Source organism: Pseudomonas siliginis (assembly GCF_024072275.1).
GTDB lineage: Bacteria > Pseudomonadota > Gammaproteobacteria > Pseudomonadales > Pseudomonadaceae > Aquipseudomonas > Aquipseudomonas siliginis.
Genome location: NZ_CP099598.1, coordinates 5385435 through 5405006 on the forward strand (window position 1 = coordinate 5385435; position 19572 = coordinate 5405006).

Annotated in this window: 17 protein-coding genes; 10 read left to right on the forward strand and 7 right to left on the reverse strand. The window is 61.5% G+C overall.

The genetic code is table 11. The features are described 5' to 3' along the window. Window positions 1-36: 36 nt before the first annotated feature. The 5 genes from bioD to bioB all read right to left on the reverse strand — a co-directional run bounded on the left by bioD (window position 37) and on the right by bioB (window position 4633). Entirely contained in the window at window positions 37-717 is a 681-nt protein-coding gene (gene bioD, locus NF676_RS24790) for a dethiobiotin synthase (protein WP_041476721.1), read from the reverse strand. Further along, window positions 714-1523, reverse strand: a complete 810-nt coding sequence (bioC, locus tag NF676_RS24795) for a malonyl-ACP O-methyltransferase BioC (protein WP_150743548.1) — start codon at window positions 1521-1523, stop codon at window positions 714-716. Before bioC ends, bioD begins: the two co-directional genes overlap by 4 nt. Beyond that, a complete protein-coding gene (locus NF676_RS24800) occupies window positions 1516-2247 on the reverse strand; it encodes an alpha/beta fold hydrolase (protein WP_150743549.1) in 732 nt (243 codons plus the stop codon). The genes bioC and NF676_RS24800 overlap by 8 nt, the downstream gene beginning before the upstream one ends. Then, the gene (gene bioF / locus NF676_RS24805) at window positions 2240-3418 is read right to left on the reverse strand and encodes an 8-amino-7-oxononanoate synthase (RefSeq protein WP_252886896.1); all 1179 of its coding nucleotides are present in this window, start codon (window positions 3416-3418) and stop codon (window positions 2240-2242) included. The genes NF676_RS24800 and bioF overlap by 8 nt, the downstream gene beginning before the upstream one ends. Window positions 3419-3577: 159 nt before the next feature. Beyond that, window positions 3578-4633, reverse strand: coding sequence for a biotin synthase BioB (gene bioB / locus NF676_RS24810; protein ID WP_056786610.1), 1056 nt, complete (start codon window positions 4631-4633; stop codon window positions 3578-3580). A 91-nt stretch (window positions 4634-4724) separates the two neighbouring features. Here bioB and NF676_RS24815 point away from each other — a divergent pair, with 91 nt between their 5' ends. From NF676_RS24815 to rarD, 5 genes are all read left to right on the forward strand, one after another. Next, window positions 4725-5459, forward strand: a complete 735-nt coding sequence (locus NF676_RS24815) for a ComFC family protein (RefSeq protein ID WP_252886897.1) — start codon at window positions 4725-4727, stop codon at window positions 5457-5459. A gap of 186 nt (window positions 5460-5645) precedes the next feature. Next, window positions 5646-6410 (forward strand): TOBE domain-containing protein, encoded by a 765-nt coding sequence (locus NF676_RS24820; RefSeq protein WP_252886898.1) that lies wholly within the window; start codon window positions 5646-5648, stop codon window positions 6408-6410. A 69-nt stretch (window positions 6411-6479) separates the two neighbouring features. Beyond that, a complete protein-coding gene (locus NF676_RS24825) occupies window positions 6480-8381 on the forward strand; it encodes a PhoX family protein (protein WP_064361248.1) in 1902 nt (633 codons plus the stop codon). A 165-nt stretch (window positions 8382-8546) separates the two neighbouring features. Further along, window positions 8547-9521 carry a serine/threonine protein kinase gene (locus NF676_RS24830; protein ID WP_056786600.1) on the forward strand — a complete coding sequence of 325 codons (975 nt, stop codon included), beginning with the start codon at window positions 8547-8549 and terminating at the stop codon, window positions 9519-9521. Window positions 9522-9715: 194 nt separating this feature from the next. Continuing rightward, entirely contained in the window at window positions 9716-10603 is an 888-nt protein-coding gene (gene rarD / locus NF676_RS24835) for an EamA family transporter RarD (protein WP_041476730.1), read from the forward strand. A 223-nt stretch (window positions 10604-10826) separates the two neighbouring features. On the opposite strand, the gene NF676_RS24840 is transcribed toward rarD, so the two are convergent. After that, window positions 10827-11345, reverse strand: coding sequence for a glycine cleavage system transcriptional repressor (locus NF676_RS24840; protein ID WP_016772854.1), 519 nt, complete (start codon window positions 11343-11345; stop codon window positions 10827-10829). Window positions 11346-11984: 639 nt separating this feature from the next. On the opposite strand from NF676_RS24840, the gene NF676_RS24845 reads away from it, so the two are divergent. After that, window positions 11985-14162 (forward strand): malate synthase G, encoded by a 2178-nt coding sequence (locus NF676_RS24845; protein ID WP_252886899.1) that lies wholly within the window; start codon window positions 11985-11987, stop codon window positions 14160-14162. 263 nt (window positions 14163-14425) lie between these two features. Here NF676_RS24845 and NF676_RS24850 read toward each other — a convergent pair whose 3' ends face one another. After that, window positions 14426-14872: a response regulator gene (locus NF676_RS24850; RefSeq protein ID WP_016772851.1), complete on the reverse strand. Its 447-nt coding sequence runs from the start codon at window positions 14870-14872 to the stop codon at window positions 14426-14428. A 255-nt stretch (window positions 14873-15127) separates the two neighbouring features. Here NF676_RS24850 and NF676_RS24855 point away from each other — a divergent pair, with 255 nt between their 5' ends. The 4 genes from NF676_RS24855 to NF676_RS24870 all read left to right on the forward strand — a co-directional run bounded on the left by NF676_RS24855 (window position 15128) and on the right by NF676_RS24870 (window position 19560). Then, window positions 15128-17062, forward strand: coding sequence for a putative nucleotidyltransferase substrate binding domain-containing protein (locus NF676_RS24855; RefSeq protein WP_306274136.1), 1935 nt, complete (start codon window positions 15128-15130; stop codon window positions 17060-17062). Further along, a complete protein-coding gene (locus tag NF676_RS24860) occupies window positions 17059-17766 on the forward strand; it encodes a 3'-5' exonuclease (protein WP_252886900.1) in 708 nt (235 codons plus the stop codon). The genes NF676_RS24855 and NF676_RS24860 overlap by 4 nt, the downstream gene beginning before the upstream one ends. Window positions 17767-18112: 346 nt before the next feature. Beyond that, window positions 18113-18589 carry an RNA polymerase sigma factor gene (locus NF676_RS24865; RefSeq protein ID WP_236167915.1) on the forward strand — a complete coding sequence of 159 codons (477 nt, stop codon included), beginning with the start codon at window positions 18113-18115 and terminating at the stop codon, window positions 18587-18589. Continuing rightward, window positions 18586-19560, forward strand: a complete 975-nt coding sequence (locus tag NF676_RS24870) for a FecR domain-containing protein (RefSeq protein ID WP_252886901.1) — start codon at window positions 18586-18588, stop codon at window positions 19558-19560. The genes NF676_RS24865 and NF676_RS24870 overlap by 4 nt, the downstream gene beginning before the upstream one ends. The last annotated feature ends 12 nt before the right edge of the window (window positions 19561-19572 follow it).

Here is a 19572-nt window from a genome sequence, read left to right on the forward strand (position 1 = left end):
ACACTAATGGCACAGTGCCTGTTCATAGCGAGAAACTTAATCGAGCAAATCCAGTTGCAAATGCTCGGCCACCGCTTCGGCGCTCAACGCCTTGAGTTTCGGCACCCGGCCCAGGCATGGCGCGGGAATGCGCTCGGCCAGGGTCGCGAGGTTTTCCTCCAGCCGCGAAGTTTTCGGATCGATGATATTCGCCACCCACCCCGCCAATTGCAGACCATCGCGGGCAATGGCCTCGGCGGTCAGCAAAGCATGACTGATGCACCCCAGCCTCACGCCCACCACCAGAATCACTGGCAGCTTCAGTGCAATCGCCAGGTCAGAGAGATTGTCCTGATCGGCCAACGGCACACGCCAGCCGCCCGCGCCTTCGATCAGGGTGAAATCGGCGTTCATCGCCAGAATCCCGCGCATCGGCGCCAGCAGCGATTGCACCGTCAGCGCTACACCTGCTTCGCGAGCCGCCAGATGCGGAGCGATCGCTGGCTCGAACGCCACCGGGTTGACCTGTTGATAAGTCAGCGGCAACGAACATTCGGCCAGCAGCGCCAAGGCATCAGAATTACGCAAGCCTTTGGGCGTGACGTCGCAACCCGATGCCACCGGTTTGCCCGCCGCCGTGCTCAAGCCTGCCGACCGCGCCGCATGGAGCAATCCGGCAGCAACGGTGGTTTTGCCGACATCGGTGTCGGTACCGGTGACGAAATAGGCTGCGCTCATAGAGGTTTCTCCAACACGGCGTATACCACCTGATACGTTGCCGGCAGCCCCGACGCCTGACGGAACCGCTCATACGCGTCGATCAGCCCGAGAATCCGCGCCCGTCCGGTCAAACCGCCCGGCCGCCCGGGATTCAGATTGTGTGCGCCCAACGCTTTCAACTCATGAGTCAGGCTGCGCACATCCGGGTAATGCAACACGTGCGGCTGATTCTCCAGCACCAAAATGCGCATGCCACTGCCGGCACATAACTGTTCATAGCGGGCGAACTCGCGGAAGCGATTGACGTGCACCAGCCCGTCGACCTGCTGCCAACTCTCACGCAACTCGAACAGCGTCCCTGTACAAAGACTAGCAAACGCAAAAATCCCCCCCGGTTTAAGCACGCGAAAGGCTTCGCTGAGCACCGCCTCGAAGTCGGCGCACCATTGCACTGCAAGGCTGGAGAAAATCAGATCGAAGCTCGCGTCCTGCAACGGCAGCCTTTCGGCATCGCCGGCAATGAAATGCTCAGCGCCACCCAACGGCCGTGCGTGATCAAGCATGCCTTCGGCAATGTCCAGCGCGACACCGCTGCCCTGGGTGAAACGCGAGGCCAGCGCACGAGTGAAATAGCCGGTGCCGCAACCGAGATCGAGCCACCGCGACGGCATGAAACTCCCAGGCAAACGCTCAAGCAGCTGCGTGCCGACGTCACGCTGAAACTCCGCGACACTGTCGTAACTGGCCGCAGCGCGGGAAAAAGACGCCGCCACCTGGCGCTTGTCGGGCAAGCCCTCAGGCAGCACAAGGGACAGATCAGTCATCAGCGCACTCATGTAGAAAAGCCTGGATCGCGCCCGCGACTCCATGCGGGTCTTCCAGCAGAAAAGCATGGCTGGCCTGTTCGATCAGACCAATTTCGATATCCGGCAACAGCGCGAACAATGCGCCGGCCGCTTCCGCCGGAACCAGCGCGTCCTGTCCGCCGAACAGATGAAACTGCGGGCCGCGAAACCCCTGCAACGCCTGGCGTGTATCCAGCTGCGCGAGTAGCTCCAACCCTGCCATCAGCGCGGTCGGCGCGGTGGCCGGCGCGCCAGCGAGCAGCAAGCGCGACAAGCCGCGCGGGTCTGGTGAACCTTGCGCACATAGCAGAGCGAAGCGCTTGAGCGTGGTACGCGGGTCGGCCTGACAACCGGCAAGAAACGCATCGAACGTCTCGCCAGGCATCGCGTTCGGCCACTGCTCATGGGCGACAAACGCAGGGTTGCTCGCCAGCGTCAGCAGCCCGCAGCACGCCTCGCCGCGTCGTGCCGCCAACTCAGACGCGAGCATGCCGCCCAGAGACCAGCCACCAAGCCAGATTTCCTGCGGAATGCGCGCATCGAGTTCGTCGAGCCAGTCTTCAAGATCAGCGGAGTCCAGCTCCGGCAGCGGTTCGATCTCGACTTGCAGATGTTCGTCGAGGCCGCGCAATGCTGCGGCCAGCGGTTCCAGCGGCGACACGCCGAGGCCCCAGCCGGGCAGCAGGATCAGACGATTACGCATGGCCTGGCTCCAATGACAATCGGGCGAAGCAATCTGCCAACCCTTCCAGCAACTGTTGCACCTGTGCCTCGCTGTGGGCGGCGGTCAGCGTGACGCGCAACCGCGCGCTGCCGGCCGGCACGGTCGGTGGACGGATCGCGGTCACCATCAAGCCGCGCTCGCGGAGCATTTGCGACAGCCGCACCGCGCGGCCGGCATCGCCGATCATGATCGGCTGGATCGGCGTGAAGCTGTCCATCAGCTCCAGCCCGATCTGCTCGGCGCCGTGGCGGAACTGGCGGACCAGTGTCTGCAAATGCTCACGGCGCCAGTGTTCACTGCGCAACAGCTCGAGGCTTTTCAGCGTCGCGCAGGCCAGCGCCGGCGGTTGGCTGGTGGTGTAGATGTACGGGCGGGCGAACTGGATCAGGCTTTCGATCAACTCTTCGCTGCCAGCGACAAAGGCCCCGGCGGTGCCGAAGGCTTTGCCGAGGGTGCCGACCAGCACCGGCACGTCGTCCTGGCTCAGGCCGTAATGCTCGACGATGCCGCCACCGTTGGCGCCCAGCGGGCCGAAGCCATGCGCATCGTCGACCATCAGCCACGCGCCTTTGGCCTTGGCCGCGCGGGCCAGCGCCGGCAGGTCGGCGATGTCACCGTCCATGCTGAACACACCGTCGGTGACCACCAGTGTGTTGCCAGTGGCTTTCTCCAGGCGTTTGCCCAGGCTTTCGGCGTCGTTGTGCAGATAGCGGTTGAAACGCGCGCCGGACAACAGGCCTGCGTCCAGCAACGAGGCATGATTGAGCCGGTCTTCGAGCACCGTATCGCCCTGCCCGACCAGCGCGGTGACCGCGCCGAGGTTGGCCATGTAGCCGGTGGTGAACAGCAGCGCACGTGGGCGCCCGGTCAGATCGGCGAGCGCTTCTTCCAGCGCGTGATGCGGGCTGCTGTGGCCGATCACCAGATGGGACGCGCCACCGCCGACACCCCAACGTTCAGCGCCGGCGCGCCAGGCTTCGATCACCTGCGGATGATTGGCCAGGCCCAGATAGTCGTTGTTACAGAAAGCGAGCAGCGGCAGGCCGTCCACCACCACTTCCGGCCCTTGCGGCGATTCGAGCAGCGGGCGGTGGCGATAAAGGTTGTCGGCACGACGGGCAGCAAGGCGTGCGGCGAGATCGAATGACATGCAGGCCTCGATTTTCAAATGACACAGATCCCCTGTGGGAGCGAGCCTGCTCGCGAATGGGCGTCACATCCAACATGGATATTCGCGGCCAAACCGCTTTCGCGAGCAGGCTCGCTCCCACAGGGGTTTTGCATTCCTTCAGCGCAATCCGTGCAGCTTTTAGATGGCAGCGTTATAGAACTGCTCGCTGCTCTTCTGCTCCACCAGCGCCTGCTCGATCGCCGCTTGGTGCACTTCATCCGCGTGCTCTTCGCGAGCCTCAGGCTGGATACCGAGGCGCGCGAACAGCTGCATGTCCTTGTCCGCCTGCGGGTTGGCGGTGGTGAGCAATTTGTCGCCGTAGAAAATCGAGTTGGCGCCAGCGAAAAATGCCAGGGCCTGCATCTGCTCGTTCATCGCTTCGCGACCGGCGGACAGGCGCACGTGGGACTGCGGCATGAGGATGCGCGCGACGGCGAGCATGCGGATGAAGTCGAACGGGTCGATGTCTTCGGCGTTTTCCAGCGGCGTGCCGGCGACTTTCACCAGCATGTTGATTGGCACCGATTCCGGGTGCTCCGGCAGGTTGGCCAACTGGATCAGCAGATTGGCGCGATCGTCCAGCGATTCGCCCATACCAAGAATGCCGCCGGAGCAGATTTTCATCCCCGACTCGCGTACATAGGCCAGCGTCTGCAAGCGCTCGCTGTAAGTGCGGGTGGTGATGATGCTGCCGTAGAACTCCGGCGAGGTGTCGAGGTTGTGGTTGTAGTAATCGAGACCGGCCTTGGCCAGCGCTTCGGTCTGCTCCTGATCGAGACGGCCGAGGGTCATGCAGGTTTCCAGGCCGAGGGCTTTCACCCCTTCAACCATCTTCAACACGTACGGCATGTCTTTGGCGGATGGATGTTTCCACGCCGCGCCCATGCAGAAACGCGTCGAACCAATGGCTTTCGCGCGGGCCGCCTCTTCGAGGACCTTCTGCACTTCCATCAGCTTTTCTTTTTCCAGACCGGTGTTGTAGTGCCCGGACTGCGGGCAGTACTTGCAGTCTTCCGGGCAGGCGCCGGTCTTGATCGACAGCAGTGTCGAGACCTGCACGCGGTTGGCGTTGAAATGTGCGCGGTGCACCGTTTGCGCCTGGAACAGCAAGTCGTTGAATGGCTGTACGAAGAGTGCTTTGACTTCGGCCAGAGACCAATCGTGACGCAGGGTGGCGGTGGTGCTCGCGCTCATGGGCAATTCCTTGGTTATGCTTGGCTGGCGCCGGGGGAAACGGAATACCCACAGGCGCTACACGGATGTTCGGCATATTTAAGGAAGAGCGATGCGCTGTCAACCGCAATACCAAGGACAGGTTTACATCTGTTTAAAAAACGTACATACCTGTTTGCTGTGCGATGAGCCCGCAGAAGCACAAATGCCAATGTGCGAGGCCTGCGAAACCGAGCTGCCCTGGCTCGGCAGTCACTGCCAGACCTGCGCTTTGCCACTGGCGGTGGAGGGCCTGACTTGCGGCGAATGCCTGCTAGAGCCTCCGGCCTTCGAACAGGTCGCCGTGCCCTGGGTTTATGGCTTCCCCGTGGACAGTCTGATTACACGGTTTAAACACAACGCGAAATGGCCGTTTGGTCACCTGCTCGCTGACGTTCTCGGCCAATACCTGCAGCATCGCTTCGCCGAGGACTTACCGCGACCTGATGTGTTGCTACCGGTGCCGTTGGCGAATAAACGACTGCGTCGGCGAGGATTCAATCAAGCGGCGATGCTCGCGCGCTGGTTGAGTGTTTCTCTGGATCTGCCCTGTGAAGAACAGCTTCTAAGGCGAGTCATGGACACCGACGCCCAGCAGGATCTCGACGCCAAGGCGCGCAAACGCAATTTGCGCAATGCCTTTGCGCTGGTGCCTGACGCGCAGGTCAGTGGCCGCCATTGCGCGCTGGTGGATGATGTTCTGACCACGGGCGCGACCGCTCAAGCGCTGGCGCGGTTGTTGATGAATGCAGGTGCGGCGCGGGTTGATGTGTATTGCCTGGCCCGTACGCCGAAGCCCGGTACCTGAAGCGAATACAGATATCGTGTGGGAGCGAGCCTGCTCGCGAATGGGCATCACATTCAACAAAGCTGTTGTTGGTCAAACCGCTTTCGCGAGCAGGCTCGCTCCCACAGGGGGCTTTGCGTCAGGCTTGACTCATGCGTTGCAAGTGGCCAACGTCCCTCTCATCGCCCGAGCCAGAAGCGTTCTGATATGTCCCTGCCCACCCTGCTGTCCCAGCACATCGTCCGCCGCCCGCAGCGCATTGCCCTGCTGCAACACATCGCCGAGCAAGGCTCGATCACCCGTGCGGCGAAGAGCGCGGGGCTCAGTTACAAGGCGGCGTGGGATGCGATCGATGAGCTGAACAACCTGGCGCAGAAACCCTTGGTCGAGCGCGTGGTGGGCGGCAAGGGTGGCGGTGGCGCCAGATTGTCCAGCGAGGGCGAGCGAGTGCTGCGCCTGTATCAGAAATTGCAGGCGTTGCAGGCACAGGTGCTGGAAGCGGCGGAAGACGCCAGTGATCTCGACCTGCTCGGGCGGCTGATGCTCAGGACCAGTGCGCGCAATCAACTGCATGGCACGGTGGCAGCGATTCAGGCGCAGGGTCGCAATGACTTGATCCGCCTTGAACTGGCCGAAGGCATTGCTCTGGAGGCGCAGATCACCCACGACAGCACCGTGCATCTGGAATTGCAGATCGGTACCGAAGTGATGGCGCTGATCAAGGCTGGCTGGCTTGAGTTGCTCGGCGCCGATCAGTCGGCAACGCCCGGACACAATGTCCTGCGCGGCACCATCGAAGCCATCCTCGATGCCGAGGACGGACCCAGCGAAGTGCGCATTTCCCTGCCCAACGGCCAGACACTTTGCGCCTTGGCCGAACCGCTGCACTTGCGCAGCCACGGGCTGGACGTCGGCAATTCGGTGCAGGTGCAATGCGCGCCGTCCAACGTGCTGATCGGCACGCCGCTCTGATTTGTCTTGCCACAAAAGCGTCATCGACCCGCATTAAGGTGTTGCCCATAACCAAGCAGGGAGCCTGATGTGAGCCTATTAGAAGAAAACCAATCCACTGATCTGGAAAAAATGGTCGGCCTCAGCCGTCGCGGTTTCATCAGCGCCGGTGCCTTGTGCGGCGCGGCGATGTTCCTTGGCGGCAACCTGTTGAGCCGCAGCGTCATGGCCGCCAGCGTCAGCGCCGGCAACAGCCGCCTGCTCGGTTTCGAGAGCATTCCGGCGGCGACCACCGACGCCATCAGCCTGCCCAAGGGCTACAAGTCTTCGGTGCTGATCAGTTGGGGCCAGCCGTTGCACAAGAACGGCCCGGCCTTCGACCCGAGCGGTAACGGCACCGCTGCCGCACAGGAAGTGCAGTTCGGCGACAACAATGACGGCATGAGCCTGTTCGCCTTCCCGGACGACAAGAACCGCGCGCTGATGGCGATCAACAACGAATACACCAACTATCGCTATCTATATCCGCATGGCGGCATGCCGCAGTCGGCTGAGGATGTGCGCAAGGCATTGGCCTGCGAAGGCGTGTCGGTGATTGAAGTGCAGCGCAAGAACGGCCAGTGGCAATTCGTCCAGGGCTCGCGCTACAACCGCCGCATCCACGGCAACTCGCCGCTGCGCATCAGCGGTCCGGCCCGCGGCCACGACTTGATGAAAACCGCCGCCGACAAGCACGGCAAAAAAGTCCTCGGCACCTTCCAGAACTGCGCCAACGGCAAGACGCCTTGGGGCACCTACCTGACCTGCGAAGAAAACTTCACCGACTGCTTCGGCAGCAGCAACGCCCAGCAGCAATTCGATGCCGCGCAAAAGCGCTACGGCGTTGTCGCCAGCAGCAAAGACATCAACTGGCACCCGCACGACCCGCGCTTCGACATGGCCAAGAACCCCAACGAGCTCAACCGTCACGGCTGGGTGGTCGAGATCGACCCATTCGATCCGCAATCGACTCCGGTCAAACGCACCGCGCTGGGCCGCTTCAAGCATGAAAACGCCGCACTCGCCGAGACCGACGATGGTCGCGCTGTGGTGTACATGGGCGACGACGAGCGTGGCGAGTTCATTTACAAATTCGTCAGCCGCGACCGCATCAACCATCGCAATCAGAAGGCTAACCGCGACATCCTCGATCACGGCACTTTGTATGTAGCCAAATTCGACGCCGGCGACGGCAACCCTGATCACCCGAAAGGCCGGGGCCAGTGGATCGAACTGACCCACGGCAAGAACGGCATCGACGCCAGCAGCGGGTTTGCCGATCAGGCGGAAGTGCTGATCCACGCGCGCCTCGCCGCCAGCGTCGTCGGCGCAACACGCATGGACCGCCCGGAGTGGATCGTCGTCAGCCCCAAGGACGGCCAGGTTTATTGCACCCTGACCAACAACGCCAAACGTGGCGAAGACGGTCAACCGGTGGGCGGGCCGAACCCGCGCGAGAAGAACGTCTATGGGCAGATTCTGCGCTGGCGCACCGACCGCGACGATCACGCTTCGAAGACCTTTGCCTGGGATCTGTTTGTGGTCGCCGGCAACCCGGGCGTGCATGCCGGGACGCCAAAGGGTGGCTCATCCAACATCACCCCGCAGAACATGTTCAACAGCCCCGACGGTCTGGGTTTCGACAAGGCCGGACGCCTGTGGATTCTCACTGACGGCGATTCGAGCAACGCTGGCGACTTCGCCGGCATGGGCAACAACCAGATGCTCTGCGCCGATCCTGCGACCGGTGAGATTCGCCGTTTCATGGTCGGGCCGGTGGGTTGCGAAGTGACCGGGATCAGCTTCTCGCCGGATCAGAAAACCTTGTTTGTCGGGATTCAGCATCCAGGCGAGAACGGCGGTTCGACCTTCCCCGAGCACCTGCCCAACGGCAAGCCAAGGTCTTCGGTGATGGCGATTACGCGCGAAGACGGCGGGATTGTCGGCGCCTGATAAACCCTCATCGCTGGCAAGCCAGCTCCCACAGGTCTTGCGCAAAACCTGTGGGAGCCGGCTTGCCAGCGATGGCATCAGCAATGACACCAACCACCTCCGCCGCCGCCATCTGCGCTACCATGCCGAGCCGGACGCAGCAGCCTGCTGCGCGCAGGAGTCAGCATGGCCCACCCGTTTGAAACCCTCACCCCCGATCTCGTCCTGGATGCCGTTGAAAGCATCGGCTTCCTCAGCGACGCGCGCATTCTGGCGCTCAACAGCTACGAAAACCGTGTTTATCAGGTCGGTATCGAAGACTCCGAGCCGCTGATTGCCAAGTTTTATCGTCCGCAGCGCTGGACCAACGAGGCCATCCTCGAAGAGCACCAGTTCACTTTCGAACTGGCCGACATCGACATTCCGGTGGTAGCGCCGCTGATCCATAACGGTGAAACCCTGCATGAGCACGCCGGTTTCCGCTTCACCCTGTTCCCGCGCCGTGGGGGCCGCGCGCCGGAGCCGGGCAACCTTGATCAGCTGTATCGCCTCGGCCAGTTGCTCGGGCGCATGCATGCGGTGGGCGGTACCAAGCCGTTCAAGCACCGCGAAGCCCTCGCGGTGCAAAACTTCGGCCATGCCTCGCTGAACACCCTGCTTGAGGGCAATTTCATTCCCAAGAGCCTGCTGCCGGCGTACGAGTCGGTTGCCCGCGACCTGCTCAAACGCGTCGAAGATGTCTACGCCGCTACGCCGCACCAGAACATCCGCATGCACGGTGACTGCCACCCCGGCAACATGATGTGCCGCGACGAGATGTTCCACATCGTCGACCTCGACGATTGCCGCATGGGCCCGGCGGTGCAGGACATCTGGATGATGCTCGCCGGCGATCGTCAGGAGTGTCTTGGGCAGTTGTCGGAATTGATGGACGGCTACAACGAATTCCATGATTTCGACCCGCGCGAACTGGCGCTGATCGAACCGTTGCGCGCCCTGCGCCTGATGCACTACAGCGCCTGGCTGGCGCGGCGCTGGGACGACCCGGCGTTCCCGCACAGCTTTCCGTGGTTTGGCACGGAGCGGTATTGGGGCGACCAGGTGCTGGCCTTGCGTGAGCAGCTGGCGGCACTGAATGAAGAGCCGCTGAAACTCTTCTGATTCAAACCTGAACCCTGTGGGAGCGAGCCTGCTCGCGATAGCGGACGGACATTCAACTTTGATGTTGGCTGACCCGACGCTATCGCGAGCAGGCTCACTCCTACATTTGTCCGGTGTTCACAAATTCACAACTCACTTGCAGACAAATCTCCTTACAATCCTTCCTTTGTCAGCTGCCCGAGCAAGGATTCCGCATGCAAGCCGCCAACCCGCGTCGCGGGTACATTCTGGGCCTGAGCGCCTACATCATCTGGGGCCTGTTCCCGATCTATTTCAAAGCCATCGCCGAAGTCCCGGCCGTCGAGATCATCATCCATCGGGTGCTGTGGTCGGCGCTGTTCGGTGCGTTGCTGCTGATGGTGTGGAAACACCCGGGCTGGTTGCGCGAGCTGCTCGACAATCCAAAACGCCTGGCGATTCTGGCCCTGAGCGGCACGCTGATCGCGGCCAACTGGCTGACCTATGTCTGGTCGGTGAACAACGGCCGCATGCTCGAGGCGAGTCTGGGTTACTACATCAATCCGCTGGTCAACGTCCTGTTGGGCATGGTGATCCTTGGCGAACGGCTGCGGCGCATGCAGTGGGTCGCGGTCGGTCTCGCTGCCATCGGCGTGGCGCAGCAGGTGTGGCAGGTCGGCAGCTTGCCGTGGGTGTCGCTGGCGCTGGCGCTGACTTTCGGCTTCTACGGTCTGATCCGCAAGCAGGCGCCGGTCAAGGCGTTGCCGGGGCTGGTGGTGGAAACCTGGATGCTGGTGCCGATCGCGATTGCATGGTTGCTGTTCAATCAGACTGCCACGAGTGTGCAGCCGGCCTTCTGGACCACCTCTGAAGCCTGGTGGCTCGTGGCTGCCGGCCCGGTGACGCTGGTGCCATTGGTGTGTTTCAACGCCGCCACCCGCCACTTGCCCTACACCACCATCGGCTTCCTGCAATACATCGCGCCGACGCTGGTGTTGCTGCAAGCCGTGCTGCTGTTTGGCGAGCATTTGTCGTCCAGCACGCTGGTCGCGTTCATGTTTATCTGGGCCGGTCTGGCGGTCTACAGCGTTGATGCGTGGATAAGTTTGCGCCGGCGCGCCTGATCAAAAAACGCACAAACCTCCACAGGCCACGGTTCTCGTGGCCTGCATCGTTCCTTCCCAAGCTTATCCACAGCGTGATCCCCGCCGTTTGTGCGCAAGTCACTGAATGTTGGCGGTTTTTTGATCAACGGGCGCAAAGCCACGGCCGGCGTGGCGTGGCGGTCTGTCTCTACAGGTTATCCACAGGCAGGTGCACGTTAAACCTGAATAACCCTGTCTGCGCTTAAACCTCTGTGCGTAACACCAGTTCGACCATCAGATCATCGGCCAGGGTTTCCAGGCGCGCCTGCAGAACGTCGAGCGACAAGGTCAGCGGCACCGCGAGAATTGCCTCGGCGTGAAACAGCGGCTCGCTACTCATTGGCGCCGGGCGCACCTCAGTTACCAGCCGCTCCAGGTTCACACCCTGCTCGCTCAACAGGCGAGTGATATCACGAACGATACCCGGTCGGTCATTGCCGACCAGTTCCATGGCGATCGGTTTCCACGTGCAGGACTGCTCCACTCCGCTTTCGGCAATCAGTACCCGAATGCCATGGGCCGACAGCGCTTGCAGGGCATCGACCAGTTCGTCGTAAGCCTCCGCCGGCACGCCCACGCGCAGAATCCCGGCGAACTGCCCGGCCATGCGTGACATGCGGCTCTCCAGCCAGTTGCCGCCGTGCTCGGCAATGCATTGGGCGATGCGCTCGACCTGCCCGGGCTTGTCCGGGGCGAAAACGGTGAGTACGAGATGGTCCATGGCGCAGCCCTCTTGTCATGACTTTTGTAATCGAAGGGCAAGTATAGGCAAGCGGCTTGATTCAGCCTGACCCAGTGCTGGCAGATGATGACATGTGGCGAGGGGATTTATCCCCGTCCGGCTGCGCAGCAGTCGTGAGTCCTGCCAATTGGGTCTGCCCGCCGGACCGCAGGGGGCGGCTTCGCCACCCAACGGGGATAAATCCCCTCGCCACAGATTCGCTCATCGCAAAGGGGGAGACGCCAAACTGCGCCATAGCAGCCAAACAGCAATTATGTGTACAACTTTCGATATTTAGCTGGAACAATCCAATGATTTTTTGAGAACATCCCGCTCCGCGACGTGACCGCAATGCGTCATGAGGTCGCAGAACGACGTAATTAGTCTGATTTTCACAAGCGCAACTCATCATGTAGTATGCCGCAGCGCGCACTACATAACGCTGGATCGATGTCTGCCCAAGGTCCTTCGCAATCCTGAAAGCCCCGTCAGCAAGGCCTCCAAGCCGTTGATTGGTCCTAGCCCAGCCGCCAGCGATGGCATGTACTGGTCCGCAGGTTTGTGGTTTAAATGGCCGGAAGCTTCATTGTTAAATTGACGAGCTGAAAAGCGAAATAGCTGAGCAGAGTGAGGCAAGCAATGACTGAACACGTTCAAGTCGGTGGCCTGCAGGTCGCCAAAGTCCTGTTCGACTTCGTGAACAACGAAGCCATTCCCGGTACCGGCCTCACCGCCGAACAATTCTGGGAAGGTGCCGACAAGGTCATTCATGACCTGGCGCCGAAGAACAAAGCCCTACTCGCCAAACGCGATGACTTCCAGGCGCGCATCGATGCCTGGCATCAGCAGCATGCCGGCCAGGCGCACGATGCCGTGGCCTACAAAGCTTTCCTGCAAGAGATCGGTTATCTGCTGCCAGAAGCGGCTGATTTCCAGGCGACGACGCAAAACGTCGACGATGAAATCGCCCGCACCGCCGGCCCGCAACTGGTCGTGCCGGTGATGAATGCGCGCTTCGCGCTCAACGCCTCGAACGCCCGCTGGGGTTCGCTGTACGACGCTCTCTACGGCACCGACGCGATCAGCGAAGACGGTGGCGCGGAAAAAGGCAAAGGCTACAACAAGGTGCGTGGCGACAAAGTCATCGCCTTCGCCCGCGCCTTCCTCGACGAAGCCGCGCCACTGGCCGCAGGCTCCCACGTCGATTCGACCGGCTACAGGATCGCTGACGGCAAACTGGTCGTGACGCTCAAGGGCGGCAGCAACAGCGGCCTGCGCGATGACGCTCAGTTGATCGGTTTCCAGGGTGACGCCAACGCGCCGATCGCCGTTCTGCTCAAGCACAACGGCCTGCACTTCGAAATCCAGATCGATGCCAGCACTCCGGTCGGCCAGACCGATGCCGCCGGGGTCAAAGACATCCTCATGGAAGCGGCGCTGACCACGATCATGGACTGCGAAGACTCCGTGGCCGCCGTCGATGCCGACGACAAAGTGGTGATCTACCGCAACTGGCTCGGCCTGATGAAGGGCGACCTCGCGGAATCCGTGTCCAAGGGCGGCCAGACCTTCACCCGCACCATGAACCCGGATCGCACCTACACCGCGCCCAATGGCGGTGAAGTGACCCTGCACGGTCGTTCGCTGTTGTTCGTGCGCAACGTCGGCCATCTGATGACCATCGATGCGATCCTCGACAGCCAAGGCAACGAAGTACCGGAAGGTATCCTCGATGGCCTGGTGACCTGTCTGGCGGCAATGCACAACCTCAACGGCAACACTTCGCGGCGCAACACCCGCACCGGTTCGGTGTACATCGTCAAACCGAAAATGCACGGCCCGGAAGAAGCGGCGTTCACCAACGAGCTGTTCGGGCGTATCGAAGATGTCCTGCGCTTGCCGCGCAACACCCTGAAAGTCGGAATCATGGACGAGGAGCGCCGCACCACGGTCAACCTCAAGGCCTGTATCAAGGCGGCCAGCGAGCGCGTGGTGTTCATCAACACCGGTTTCCTCGACCGTACCGGCGACGAAATCCACACGTCCATGGAGGCCGGCCCAGTGGTGCGCAAGGCTGACATGAAGGCCGAGAAGTGGATCGGCGCCTACGAGAACTGGAACGTCGACATCGGTCTGAGCACCGGCCTGCAAGGTCGTGCGCAAATCGGTAAAGGCATGTGGGCGATGCCGGATCTGATGGCAGCGATGCTTGAGCAGAAAATCGCTCACCCACTCGCCGGCGCCAACACTGCCTGGGTGCCATCGCCGACTGCCGCTGCGCTGCACGCGCTGCACTACCACAAGGTCGATGTGTTTGCGCGTCAGGCCGAACTGGCCAAACGTGCGCGCGCCTCGGTGGACGACATCCTCACCATTCCATTGGCAGTGAACCCAAGCTGGACGCCAGAGCAGATCAAGAACGAACTGGACAACAATGCCCAAGGCATTCTCGGTTACGTGGTGCGCTGGATCGACCAAGGTGTCGGTTGCTCCAAAGTCCCGGATATCAACGACGTTGGCCTGATGGAAGACCGTGCGACGCTGCGTATCTCCAGCCAGCACATCGCCAACTGGCTGCGCCACGGTATCGTCAGCCAAGAGCAAGTGATGGAAAGCCTCAAGCGCATGGCGCCGGTGGTCGACCGTCAGAACGCCAACGACCCGCTGTATCGCCCGCTGGCACCGGACTTCGACAGCAACATCGCCTTCCAGGCGGCGGTCGAACTGGTGATCGAAGGCACCAGGCAACCGAACGGCTACACCGAGCCGGTGCTGCACCGTCGTCGTCGCGAGTTCAAGGCCGCGAATGGTCTGTAATTTGCGCTGACGCTGGAAGTGAAAAAGGCCCTGATCGAGAGATCAGGGCCTTTTTGTTTGTGAGGTGGGTTGGATTGTTGTGGTGGGCTTGAGATCCATCCCCCTCACCCCAGCCCTCTCCCCCAAGGGGTAGAGGGGAAAGGGAGCAGATTGGGGAAGTTTCAATTCCTGAGTTCGACTCATGAAATTCAGGTCGGTGTACCTCCAACATTCACCGCGGTCAGTCCCCTCTCCCTCTGGGAGAGGGTTAGGGTGAGGGGCTTCTAGGGCTCAATGCCCAATTCATGCTTCACCAACTCAAGCAACTTGCCCGTATCAATCGGCTTGAGCAGAAAATCCACCACGCTCAAATGCATCGCTTCGATCGCATCTTTCACGTCGGCATCGCCGGAGACGATGATGATTGGCATCGCTGCCCGTACCGATTCACGCACCTGGCGAATCAGCTCGAGGCCGTCGACATTGCCCATGCGCAGGTCGGTAATCACCAGACCGATCGAAGGCTTTTCATCGAGCATTTTCAGCGCGGTTTCACCGCTGGCTGCGGTCATGCAGCGAATGCCGTCCAGCGCGAGTATCTCCGACAACAGCTCGCGGGCGTCCTTGTCGTCGTCGACGATCAGGACACGCTGCGGCGGCAGATCAGGTTCGAGCATCACTGCGCTGAGCGCTTCCCGCTCGGCGTCGCTCAAAATATCGTGGTCGGACATGGCGCTCTCTAAATGTTCAAACAATCCCTGGCAAGTCGTCAGACATCACCGGACAGCGCTTCAATGTGCACTTCGTCGGAATTTTTTCCAAGTGGCTAGCGCAAGCTTTTCCGAGCTTTTGCGTAGGTTATTTCCGAAAATCGGCCAATGGTGGCAAAACCTAGACTTACGTCCAATGGGCACCCTGCCCGCCGGGGTTGACCATGGTGGCAACGATCCGACAACAACAATTCGAAAAAGACTGCGGTAATGGTTATGAGCAAAGCGGACGCCTTCACCCAGGCAGGGAAAACCGCGGTGTTGCAGAACATTCAGGGCACCCTGCAATTCCTTCAGCGCTTCCCGCCCTTCAATCAGATGGAACACGCCCACCTCGCCTATCTGGTGGAGCAATGTCAGCTGCGTTTTTTTGCCCAGGGCGAGAGCATCATCAAACCGGCTGACGGCCCGGTGGAGCACTTTTATATCGTCAAACAGGGTCGGGTGGTCGGCGAACGCCAGCACATCACCAAGCCCGGCACAGAGACCACCTTCGAAATCACCACCGGCGAATGCTTTCCGCTGGCCGCGCTGCTCGGTGAGCGCGCCACACGCACCGAACATCTGGCGGGCGAAGACACCTTCTGCCTGCAACTGAACAAGCTGGCGTTCATCAAACTGTTCGCCCTTTCCAGCGCCTTCCGCGACTTCGCCCTGCGCGGGGTCAGCAGCCTGCTCGATCAGGTCAACCAGCAAGTCCAGCAAAAAGCCGTGGAAACCCTCGGCACCCAATACTCGCTCAACACTCGTCTCGGTGAACTTGCGATGCGCCATCCGGTGACTTGCAGCGCCGATACACCACTGCGTGAAGCGGTGAAGCTGATGCACGAGCAACAGGTCGGCAGCATCGTCGCGGTGGATGAGCACAAGGCGCCGCTGGGGATTTTCACCCTGCGCGATTTGCGCCATGTGGTCGCCGAAGGTGTCGGCGATTTCAGCGACGCCATCGAACAGCACATGACTCGATCACCGTTTTATCTGTCGCCGGATCACAGCGCCTTCGATGCGGCGATCGCCATGACCGAGCGGCACATCGCTCACGTCTGTCTGGTCAAGGATCAACGCCTGTGCGGCGTGGTATCCGAGCGTGATCTGTTCTCCCTGCAACGGGTCGATCTGGTGCACCTGGCCCGGACCATCCGCAGCGCGCAACGGATCGAGCAACTGATGACCTTGCGCGGCGAGATCGGCCAACTGGTCGAACGCATGCTCGCCCACGGCGCGTCGTCGACGCAAATCACCCACATCATCACCCTGCTCAACGATCACACGGTGTGCCGGGTCATCGAACTGACCCTCGCGGAAAAGGGCGACCCGGGTGTGCCGTTCAGTTGGCTGTGTTTCGGCAGCGAGGGCCGGCGCGAGCAGACGCTGCACACCGATCAGGACAACGGCATCCTGTTCGATGCCCGCGATGCGGCGCACGCAGCGGAGATACGCGGCAAGCTGCTGCCGATCGCCCAGCAGATCAACCAGAGCCTGGCGCAGTGCGGTTTCACTCTGTGCAAGGGCAACATCATGGCCGGCAATCCCGAGCTGTGTCTGTCGCGGGCCGAATGGGCGCGACGCTTCGCGGCGTTCATCCGCGAAGCCACGCCAGAGAACCTGCTGGGTTCGAGCATTTATTTCGACCTGCGCGTGGTCTGGGGCGATGAGCAAGGCTGCGAGCAATTGCGCCGGGGCATTCTCGATCAAGTCGCTGACAACCGTCTGTTCCAGCGCATGCTCGCCGAAAATGCCCTGCGCAATCGCCCTCCCGTTGGGCGCTTCCGTGAATTCGTGCTGGCACGCAAGAACGGTGAGAAGGCCACGCTGGATCTGAAAATTCAGGGTCTGACGCCGTTCGTCGACGGTGCCCGGTTGCTGGCGCTGGCCAACGGCATCGACGCCAACAACACCCTCGAGCGTTTCCGCCAATTGGTCGATAAACAAGTCATCGAGCCGCTCGACGGCGCGGCGTATGAAGAGGCCTATCACTTCATTCAGCAAACGCGCATGCAGCAGCATCAGCTCCAGACCCGGGAGAACCAGCCGTACTCCAACCGCGTCGATCCCGACAGCCTCAATCACCTTGACCGGCGCATCCTGCGTGAATCCCTGCGCCAAGCGCAACGCCTGCAGAGCAGCCTGAGCTTGCGGTATCAGCTATGAGCCTGTTTTCCTGGCTGCGCCCGTCAAGTCTCGTAGTGTCGGCGGATCTACAGCAGCGGCTGGCGAATCTGCCGGCGCTTGCCGAGCTGAGCGAATGCAGCCTGCGTGAGCAGCGCTGGGTGGTGCTGGACCTGGAAACCACCGGCCTGAATATGAGCAAGGATCGGGTCCTGTCGATCGGCGCGGTGGTGATCGAGGACGGCGCGATCGATTTCCGTCAGCAGTTCGAGCGCACGCTGCAATGTCGCGAATTGAAGCTCAGCCCCAGCGTGCTGATTCATGGCTTGGGACCGAATGCGATTGCCGCAGGCAGCGACCCGGCGGAAGCGTTGCTGGAGTTGCTGGAGTTCATCGGCGACAGCCCGGTGCTGGCGTTTCATGCGCCGTTCGATCAGCACATGCTCGGGCGCGCAGTGAAAGAACACCTGGGGCATAAGCTGCAGCATGTGTTTCTGGATGTGGCAGATATCGCGCCGTTTCTGTGTCCGCAGGCGCAGATTCGCGAGGCCGGGCTGGATGAGTGGATCGAGTGGTTTCGCCTTGAAGTGTTCGAGCGGCATAACGCGAGTGCCGATGCGCTGGCCACGGCGGAGTTGGCGTTGATCCTGTTCAGCCGCGCGCGGGCGCAGCAGATTTACAGTCCGTTGCAGCTGCAGCAGCGGTTGAGTCAGTGGAAGCGCAGGCAGCAGGCGCCGTCCTTTTAGAATCATTCAGATCAAAAGCCCCTCACCCCAGCCCTCTCCCGGAGGGAGAGGGAGCCGATCGTGGTGTCTGAAGCCTTATATCGACCTGAAAGACCGAGTCGATTGAGGAATCGCTGAAAATCGTTCAGGTCGATGTACCTCCAGAATATCCCCCGATCAGTCCCTTCTCCCTCCAGGAGAGGGCTAGGGTGAGGGGCTGCCCTTGATTCATCACCTGACCAGTGGCCAATTGCTAACCATTCCCACCTCTGCCAGAATCGCGAACTATTCTCGTTAGTTAACATTTCCCAATCGGTGATGTCCGGTGTCGTCAGTGCCCAACCCCCACAGTGAGCTCGTCGGTGCGATGTATCGCGACCATCGCGGTTGGCTGCTGGCGTGGTTGCGGCGCAATGTGGCGTGTCCGCAGCGTGCCGAGGACCTGAGCCAGGACACCTTCGTGCGCCTGCTCAACCGCGACCAGCTGCTGACGCCGCGCGAACCTCGGGCGTTTCTGGTGGCGATCGCCAAAGGCCTGTTGTTCGACTACTTCCGCCGCGCCGCGCTGGAACAGGCCTACCTCACCGAACTGATGCTGATCCCCGAAGACGAGCAGCCGTCGGTTGAAGAACAGCAAATGATCCTCGACGACCTCAAGGCCATCGACCGGCTGCTCGGCAAGTTGTCGACCAAGGCTCGTGCGGCCTTCCTGTATAACCGCCTCGACGGCCTCAGCCACGGCGAGATCGCCGGCAAACTCGGCGTGTCAGTGCCGCGCGTGCGGCAGTATCTGGCGCAAGGCCTGCGCCAGTGTTACATCGCCCTGTACGGTGAGCCGACATGACGGCGGCCAGTTCGCGCCCGGTGCCGGCGCATGTGCTGGACGCGGCGATTGCCTGGCAATTGACCCTCGACTCGAGCACCGCGCTGGAGCGCGAGGAATTCGCCAAGTGGCATGCGGCCCATGAGGAACACGCCCGCGCGTGGCGCCAGTTGGGCATGCTCGATCAGCGTTTCAGCGTCGCCAAAGGCCCGGCCCGAAGTGCGTTGCTGCAATCGCGCGAAGGCATCCGTCGGCGCGTGCGAAAACTCGGCAGCGGGCTGGCCAGTGTCGTGGTGATCCTCGGGCTGGGACTGTTTGTCAGCGAGCGCTATCTGCCGCTGGATTACTGGCTCGCCGATCAACGCACCGCCACCGGTGAACAGCGCAGCGTGCGCCTGTCCGACGGCACCCTGCTCAACCTTAATACCCACAGCGCGGTCGACGTCCATTTCGATGACAAGCGCCGCTTGATCGTGTTGCAGGAAGGCGAAATCCTCGTCGAAACCGGGCATGGCGATGCGCGGCCGTTTATCGTCGAAACCCGCGAAGGCAGCATGCGCGCGCTGGGCACGCGCTTTCTGGTCAAGCGCGAGGACGATGGCACCCGCCTGAGCGTGTTGCAGTCGGCGGTCGCGGCCCATGCCCAGGCCAACCCGCAAGAACAGATTCTGCGCGAAGGCCAGCAGGTGTTGCTGCGCAGTGACGGGCTGGGCTCGATTGCCGCCCTCGCCCCAGGCACCGATGCCTGGACGCGCGGCATGCTGGTGGTGGACAACGCACGGCTGGGCGATCTGGTGCACGAGCTGGGGCGCTATCGTCGTGGCCATCTGGGCGTGGCGCCGGAAGTGGCCGATCTGCGCATTACCGGCAGCTTTCCTTTGCACGATACCGACAAGGCGCTGAGTGCTTTGCTGCCGACTCTGCCAGTGCAGATCGAGCGGCATACGCCGTATTGGGTCACCGTGGCGAAGGCTGATATCAAGCCTGAGTAATGCGTCGGCAGG

Coding starts and splice junctions, on each gene's coding strand:
- bioD (WP_041476721.1), bottom strand. CDS start 717: ATGAGCGCAGCCTATTTCGTCACCGGTACCGACACCGATGTCGGCAAA.
- bioC (WP_150743548.1), bottom strand. CDS start 1,523: ATGACTGATCTGTCCCTTGTGCTGCCTGAGGGCTTGCCCGACAAGCGC.
- NF676_RS24800 (WP_150743549.1), bottom strand. CDS start 2,247: ATGCGTAATCGTCTGATCCTGCTGCCCGGCTGGGGCCTCGGCGTGTCG.
- bioF (WP_252886896.1), bottom strand. CDS start 3,418: ATGTCATTCGATCTCGCCGCACGCCTTGCTGCCCGTCGTGCCGACAAC.
- bioB (WP_056786610.1), bottom strand. CDS start 4,633: ATGAGCGCGAGCACCACCGCCACCCTGCGTCACGATTGGTCTCTGGCC.
- NF676_RS24815 (WP_252886897.1), top strand. CDS start 4,725: ATGCGCTGTCAACCGCAATACCAAGGACAGGTTTACATCTGTTTAAAA.
- NF676_RS24820 (WP_252886898.1), top strand. CDS start 5,646: ATGTCCCTGCCCACCCTGCTGTCCCAGCACATCGTCCGCCGCCCGCAG.
- NF676_RS24830 (WP_056786600.1), top strand. CDS start 8,547: ATGGCCCACCCGTTTGAAACCCTCACCCCCGATCTCGTCCTGGATGCC.
- rarD (WP_041476730.1), top strand. CDS start 9,716: ATGCAAGCCGCCAACCCGCGTCGCGGGTACATTCTGGGCCTGAGCGCC.
- NF676_RS24840 (WP_016772854.1), bottom strand. CDS start 11,345: ATGGACCATCTCGTACTCACCGTTTTCGCCCCGGACAAGCCCGGGCAG.
- NF676_RS24845 (WP_252886899.1), top strand. CDS start 11,985: ATGACTGAACACGTTCAAGTCGGTGGCCTGCAGGTCGCCAAAGTCCTG.
- NF676_RS24850 (WP_016772851.1), bottom strand. CDS start 14,872: ATGTCCGACCACGATATTTTGAGCGACGCCGAGCGGGAAGCGCTCAGC.
- NF676_RS24855 (WP_306274136.1), top strand. CDS start 15,128: ATGAGCAAAGCGGACGCCTTCACCCAGGCAGGGAAAACCGCGGTGTTG.
- NF676_RS24860 (WP_252886900.1), top strand. CDS start 17,059: ATGAGCCTGTTTTCCTGGCTGCGCCCGTCAAGTCTCGTAGTGTCGGCG.
- NF676_RS24865 (WP_236167915.1), top strand. CDS start 18,113: ATGTATCGCGACCATCGCGGTTGGCTGCTGGCGTGGTTGCGGCGCAAT.
- NF676_RS24870 (WP_252886901.1), top strand. CDS start 18,586: ATGACGGCGGCCAGTTCGCGCCCGGTGCCGGCGCATGTGCTGGACGCG.